Origin of the sequence: Streptomyces sp. NPDC006610 (assembly GCF_040611575.1) — a bacterium.
Lineage (GTDB): Bacteria > Actinomycetota > Actinomycetes > Streptomycetales > Streptomycetaceae > Streptomyces.
The window spans coordinates 119734-125904 of record NZ_JBEXOP010000022.1; the positions used below are offsets into that span (position 1 = coordinate 119734).

Below are 6171 nucleotides of genomic sequence, written 5' to 3' on the forward strand. Positions count from 1 at the left end.
TCATGCCTCGCTACGAGTACCGCTGCCGGACCTGCGGCGACACCTTCGAACTGAGCCGTCCCATGGCCGAGTCCTCCGCCCCGGCGACCTGCCCGACGGGTCACGACGACAGCGTGAAGCTGCTGTCGACCGTGGCGGTGGGCGGCTCGGCCTCCGCACCCGCCCCGGCGTCGGCGCCCCGCGCGGGCGGCGGGGGCGGCGGCTGCTGCGGCGGGGGCTGCTGCGGCTGAACCGAGCCCCGGGCCCTCAGCCCCTCGGCACCCGGGGCTTCCGTGGCGCCCGCGCCCTTCGGCACCCGGGGCACACCCGGGCGCTTCCTTTCATGCCCCGCGCCTTTCGGCCCACCCGCCGATCGGCACACCCGCCCATCGGCACACCCGCCGCAGAAACCGCCGGACGCCCTACCCGGCGCCCCGCACGCCCTCGTCCCGCACGCCCTACCCGGCGTCCCGCGTCGCCCGCAGGAACTCCCGCAGGATCCGCTCCCCCGCCAGTACCCCCCGCTCCGCGAGCGCGCTGATCTCCGGCCCGCTCCACGCGCTGTCCGCCAGTTCCCCGTGGCCCGGCCGCCAGCCGCGGTCGGCCGCGAGGAGCAGGTCGGCGTCGAGGAGGGAGTCGCCGGCGGCGAGGGTGAGGTGGGCGCCGGTGCGGCGGGCGACCTCGTGCATGGCCGCGCTCTTGGTGAGCGGCTTGGGGACGGCGTAGATCTTGCGCCCCTGGAGGGACACCGTCCAGCCGCGGTTCTCCGCCCAGACGGCGAGTTCCTTCACCCACTCCTCGGGCAGCAGCTCGCGCTCGACGACGAGGTAGGCGAACAGGTCGTCGGCGACGCGCTGCTTGCGCACCCACACCGGGTCGGCGGTGGCCAGCAGATGGTCCTGCACCTCGGCGAGGGACGCGCACTCGTCCGCGAGCCGCGCGGTGACCGAGGCGTGCCAGTCGGGGTCGGAGACGCCGTCGACGAGGAGGTGGCCGCCGTTGGCGCAGATCGCGTACTTCGGCGGGGGGCCGGGCAGGTTGATGCGCAGGTACTGCTTGCGCGTGCGGGTCGTGGTGGGCACGAACACCGACGCGTCGCCCAGTTCGGCGAGCAGCGCGGCGGCCGTCTCGGTCATGTAGGACAGGGGCTTGCTCTCGTGCACCTCGACGCACAGCAGCCGGGGCGCCCGCGCGTCCGGCATGGTCAGCGCCAGGGCCGCCGAGGAGTAGATGAGCGTACGGTCGAGATCGCTCGCCACCAGGACCGGCATCAGAGGGCCACCGCCTTTCCGTCGGCGCCGGTGGCGCCTCGTGTGTACTGGGGATGGATCAGTCCGACGCAGGTGTAGGGGAGGTCGGCGACCTCCTCGACCGGCACGCCGCGCTGTGCGGCGAGCAGCCGTACGTGGTCGAGGTCGGCGCCGGCCCCGGCGCGGGCGAGGACCTTCCACGGCACCCGGCGCAGCAGCACCCGCGTGGTCTCGCCGACCCCCGGCTTGACCAGGTTGACGTCGTGGATGCCGTACTCCTCGCTGATGCGCTCCACGGCCGCCCAGCCCTCCCAGGTGGGGGTGCGGTCGGCGGCGAGGAGTTCCTTGACGGCGACGTCGACGGTGTCCGCGACCTCGGGGAAGCGGGCGGAGACGGCGTCGAGGAAGGCGGCGGAGACGTCGGCGCCGGCGAGTTCGCGGTAGAACTTGGCGCCGTGGAAGTCGTGCGGGCCGACCAGGTCGGCGCGCAGCACGGTGCGCGATATCAGGCCGGAGACGGTGGAGTTGAGGCAGGCGGAGGGGATGAGGTAGTCCTCGCGGGTGCCGTAGGTGCGCACGCAGGAACCGGGGTCGGCGAGCACCGCGATCTCCGGGTTGAAGCCGGTGACGCCCTCGCGCTCCTCGAACTCCCGTACCGCTGCCGTGAGTTCGCGGGTGATGGCGCCCTTGCCGGTCCAGCCGTCCACGAAGACGACGTCGCGCGGGTCGTACCGGTCGGCCAGCCAGCGCAGGGCGTTGGCGTCGATGCCCCGGCCGCGGACGATGGAGACGGCGTAGTGCGGCAGGTCCTGGCCGTGCCGGTGCAGGGCCCAGCGGCGCATCAGGACGCCGACGGGGGTGCCGGCGCGGGCGAGGGAGACCAGCACGGGCCGGGACGCGGAGTTCGGGTGCTCGGCGAGGACGGTCTCGGTGACGACGCCGACGGCGTGCGCGACGCGGGCGGCGGACGCCTCCAGGGCGGCGTGGAACAGCTGCTGGTACTGCTCAGTGGGCTGGTACTCCACCGGCAGGGACTCGGCGTAGTGGGCGCCGCCGCTCTGGATGGCCTCCTCGCGCTCCTCGGTGGGCGCCTCCAGGGTGACGTCCGACAGGTCCTGGAGCAGCCAGCCGACCTCGTCGGGCGCGTACGAGGAGAAGGCGGGGCCGCGGAGGGGCTCGGGCAGCATGGGGGGCCTTTCGGAGGCCTGCGGGGCCTCGGGTACGTATGAGGGTATGACCGCGAGCAGCACCTGGGGGGTGTGGGCGGCGAGCCGGGCGAGCAGGCCGTCCGGGGCGTGCAGGGCGGGGGTGTCGGCGGTGGAGTCGACCACGGCGACCACGGCGTCGAATCCGGCGCCGGCGACGTTGTAGGCGTAGCGCTCGCCGGGACCGTCGGCGGGGTCGTCGTGGGCCGGGAAGACGAGGCGGGTGCGGATGGCGTAGCCGGGGTCGTCGACGGCGAGGACGGGTGAGCGGGTGGTGGTGGAGAAGCGGACGTCGGCGTCGGGGGCCAGTTGCTCCAGCTCGCGGGCGAGGCGGAGCGGGGCGTACATCAGCTCCTCGCAGCCGAGGACCAGCACGCGCCGCGCGCCGGGCGGGAGGGCCTCGGCGAGGCGGGCGCCCATGGCGGGCAGCGCGGCCTCCAGGCGTCGGCGGTGTGCGGGGGTGAAGCCGTGCCGGCCGCCGTCCGGGACGCCGGCCGGCCAGCGCAGGTCGACGCGGGTGACGACGCCCGGCGCCGCCGCGGAATCGGGCAGGCCCCGTCCCCGGGCGGCGCCCGGCACCTCGGCAGGACCGGACGACCCCTCCCTCTCCGCGGCACCGCGCACCGCCCCGGAGCCGGAGCCGGGCAGCCCCCGCCCCTCGTACTCCGCCACCAGCGCCTGCCCCTTCTCCAGCACCCCGTCCGGCAGCAGCACCGTCCCGCGGGCCGCCGTGACCAGGTCGACGCGGGCGCCGATCTCCGCGGCGAAGGCGGCGAGGCGGTCCCGGTCGGCGGCCGAGCGCATGTCGACCAGGGCGACGACGACGTACCGTTCGCGCGGGTAGCGCTCGTGCAGGGCGCGGACGGTGTTCAGGACGGTGTTGCCGGTGGAGAACTCGTCGTCCACCAGGACCAGCGGGCCGTCGCCGGCGAGCAGATCGGGGTTCTCGGGGAGCAGGAGGTGGGAGGTGGCGTGCGAGTGGGACTCCTCGAAGCCGCCGGCCCGGGCGACGCCGGGGACCGGGCGGCGGGTGGAGTGCAGGTAGGGCGCGCTGCCGAGGCCGTCGGCGACGGCGTGGCCGAGGCCGGTGGCGGTCTCCGCGTAGCCGAGGACGACGGCGGCGCCGGCCCCCGTCTCCCCCAGCAGCTCGCGGACCCGGCGGCCGAGGGCGAACCCGGAGCCGTGGACGACCGACGGGGACTGCGGGACGTGCTTGCCGAGGACGTTCGACACCAGCAGGTGGGCCCGCTTGGGGTTGCGCCGCAGCGCGAGGCCGAGCAGGCCGGTGAGCGAGTCGTCCCCGGTCAGCCGGACTCCGAGGCGCTCGGCGACCCAGGCGCCGGTCCAGACGCCGTCGGCCGGGTCGGCTCCCTGGGCGCCAGGGGTGGCGTCCATGCCCTTGTTCACTGCCTTGTCCATGCGTTCCTTGGGTCGGGGATCAGCCGGGTATGCCGGCGGCGAGCAGTTCGACGAAGCCGATGTCCTCGTTGGCGACGCCGAAGACCTCGGCGCGCAGCAGCGTCCGCTCCGCCCAGGCGCGGTGCGGCTTCACCTCGTTCATTTTGTTCGTGTACGCCGACCGGAGCACACCTCCGCCGTCGCGTTCCGGCCGCAGGATGTCCTGGGCGTCGCTGTACTCCTCGTGGCTGACGACGGACAGCGCGTGCACGGGCAGGACGTGGGAGGGGTGGATGCAGGTCTTGCCGAGCAGGCCGTTGGCCTGGTCGAGGGCGATCTCGCGCAGCAGCCCGTCCATGGCGTGCTCGATGAGGGCCTCGCGCAGCTCCTCGGCCTGGCCCTCCAGGAAGGGGCTGCGCCGCAGCTGGGGCTTGAACATGCGTTCCTGCACCCGGAAGTACTCCCACACCGGGCCGGTGACCGTGAAGCCGGTGCCGTCGGCGCGCCCGAGCATGTTGACCACGTCGGAGATCACGGAGGCGACGATCTGGACGTCGTAGGCGGTCATGTCGGGGGCGCGGCGCAGGCCGTAGGAGGAGCAGAAGTCGGTCACGCCGAGGCGCAGGGCGAGGACGCGGTCGCGGTACTTGTCGACGGCGCGGGAGATGCCCTCGAGGGTTTCGACGCGGGACTCGCGGTAGAGCAGCTCGGGCGACTCCAGGACGGGCATGGCGAACAGCCGGCGGCCGCTGGCGGCCTCGGCGACGGAGAGCGACTCCAGAAACGGGATGCCGCGTTCCTCGGTGAACTTGGGCAGGACGAATCCGGACAGCAGCCGCACGGCCGGGCCCATGCGCCGGACCAGGTCGGGGATCTGCTCGGGGGTGCGCACGCGGATGAACAGCAGCGGCAGGCCGTCGTCCGCGCCGGGCCGGCCGGCCAGGTCGTTGAACTGGCGTACGAGGTTTTCCTCGCCGGGGCCGACCTCGGCGTCGCCGATGGAGTCCTCCAGGCACAGGACCATGGAGACCACGCCGTTGCCGGCCTGTTTGACGATGTCGTCGGCCAGCCTCGGCCGGGTCGCCGGGCTGTAGAGGGTGGCGCCCAGTCCCGCGGAGAGGAGCCGGGCCGGCGAGTCCGGGGTGAACTCGCACGGCTGCCGGTGGAAGAGACGCTCCCGCACCTCAGGGGCGAAGTGCCCGAAATGACGCATATGACTCCCCCGGGGTGACTTGGGTGGCCTGTGTGACTGCTGGAAGGTGGCCGGTAATAGTACGTAGAACTCCATGTCAGGGGTTCCCGCTGGGCATGAACTTCAAGTAACGCACGTCGAGCAGGGGCATGTCGCACCGGCCTCGGACCGCCCGGCGCCCCGCCCACCCCCGCGTTGTCGTGAGCAGGACCGAGAGGGCAGGATGACCGCATGACGCACGCGATGCTGAAGGGGTCGAACGTCCCGCTGGAAGCCACCACGGTACGCGCCGTGCTGCGCTGGACGCCGGGGCAGGGGGTCCCGAACGTCGACGCCTCCGCGCTGCTCCTCGGCCCCGGCGGCCGTGTGCGCTCGGACGAGGACTTCGTCTTCTACAACCAGCCCCGGCACCCGTCCGGGACCGTGCGGCGGCTCGGCATGAAGCAGGATGCCGAAGGCCTGACCGACACGATCCAGACAGATCTCTCCGGCGTCGAACCGGAGGTCGGCCAGATACTCCTGGTCGCCTCGGCGGAGGACATCCCCTTCGACCGCGTGCCGTCCCTGCGCATCCTGCTGTACGACGCCGGGGCCCCGGACGGCGAGCCGCTGGCGTACTTCGACGTCAAGCCCGAGACCGGCGAGGAGACCGCGCTGATCTGCGGCGAGCTGTACCGGCGCGGGGACGGCTGGAAGTTCCGGGCGCTCGGCGAGGGCTACGCCAACGGCCTCCAGGGCCTGGCCACGGACTACGGCATCTCGGTCGACGAGTCCGACCCCGACGACGGGCAGGCCCGCTCCTCCGAGCAGTCCCCGTCCCCCGCCCAGGCCCCGGAGCCGTCCCGCCCCCTGCCTCCGGAGCAGCCGACGGCGGCCCTGCCGCAGCCCGAGGCCACGTCACAGCCGCAGGCCCGGCCCGGCTACGGCTACCCCCCGCAGCAGCCCGCGGCGGCCCAGCCGGCGTACGGCTACCCCCAGCCGGCAGCCGCCACCTACGGCTACCCCCAGACCTCCGCGGCGCCCGCGACGGTCCAGTCCGGCTACGGCTACCCCCCGCCGCCCCCGGTCCCGGCGGCCGCCCCGGACCCCGACTTCCGCCTGCCCCCGCAGGGACCGCAGTTCATCGGGCGCTGACGGCCCGGCCGGC

The 6171-nt window shown here is 74.1% G+C and carries 5 protein-coding genes; 2 read left to right on the forward strand and 3 right to left on the reverse strand.

The genetic code is table 11. From position 1 onward, the window contains the following. Nucleotides 1–2 precede the first annotated feature (2 nt). The gene (locus ABZY13_RS19470) at nucleotides 3–230 is read left to right on the forward strand and encodes a zinc ribbon domain-containing protein (protein ID WP_356632271.1); all 228 of its coding nucleotides are present in this window, start codon (nucleotides 3–5) and stop codon (nucleotides 228–230) included. 207 nt (nucleotides 231–437) lie between these two features. On the opposite strand, the gene ABZY13_RS19475 is transcribed toward ABZY13_RS19470, so the two are convergent. Genes ABZY13_RS19475 through ABZY13_RS19485 form a run of 3 tightly spaced genes read right to left on the reverse strand, consistent with a single transcriptional unit; the run spans nucleotide 438 to nucleotide 5045 of the window. Then, nucleotides 438–1250: an HAD family hydrolase gene (locus ABZY13_RS19475; protein ID WP_356632273.1), complete on the reverse strand. Its 813-nt coding sequence runs from the start codon at nucleotides 1248–1250 to the stop codon at nucleotides 438–440. Then, nucleotides 1250–3829, reverse strand: coding sequence for a phosphoribosyltransferase (locus tag ABZY13_RS19480; RefSeq protein WP_356632289.1), 2580 nt, complete (start codon nucleotides 3827–3829; stop codon nucleotides 1250–1252). Before ABZY13_RS19480 ends, ABZY13_RS19475 begins: the two co-directional genes overlap by 1 nt. Before the next feature lie 43 nt (nucleotides 3830–3872). After that, a complete protein-coding gene (locus tag ABZY13_RS19485) occupies nucleotides 3873–5045 on the reverse strand; it encodes an HpcH/HpaI aldolase/citrate lyase family protein (RefSeq protein ID WP_356632275.1) in 1173 nt (390 codons plus the stop codon). 210 nt (nucleotides 5046–5255) lie between these two features. Here ABZY13_RS19485 and ABZY13_RS19490 point away from each other — a divergent pair, with 210 nt between their 5' ends. Continuing rightward, nucleotides 5256–6158 (forward strand): TerD family protein, encoded by a 903-nt coding sequence (locus ABZY13_RS19490; RefSeq protein ID WP_356632277.1) that lies wholly within the window; start codon nucleotides 5256–5258, stop codon nucleotides 6156–6158. Nucleotides 6159–6171: the final 13 nt, after the last annotated feature.